We start from the raw sequence: 242 nt of genomic DNA, 5'->3' as shown, positions 1-242 counted from the left end.
CGCCAAGGAATTTAACACCGTCTAATAACTCACCAGCAGATACACCAGTTGCTGAGAAGATTGCATCATCCCCAGATACTAAGTCATCTAACATAAGAAGTTGACGAGGATCTTCTAATCCCATTTCACGACAACGAGCTTCTTCTTCTTCGTTCATTGGAACTAAGCGAGCTTGCATTTCACCTTCAAGGCATTTTAATGCTGCTGCAGAAATAACACCTTCTGGAGCTCCGCCAATACCA

1 protein-coding gene is annotated in these 242 nt (G+C 43.4%); it reads right to left on the bottom strand.

Annotated elements, in window-relative coordinates; translation table 11 throughout:
* Positions 1-242, bottom strand: a 242-nt coding sequence (locus SB658_RS26920) for a fructose-bisphosphatase class II (RefSeq protein WP_410603566.1), incomplete at both ends; no start/stop codon positions are given.

It is taken from the genome of Bacillus sp. SIMBA_008 (assembly GCF_046535495.1).
Lineage (GTDB): Bacteria > Bacillota > Bacilli > Bacillales > Bacillaceae > Bacillus > Bacillus subtilis.
This window is presented reverse-complemented; position numbering and strand designations above follow the sequence as displayed.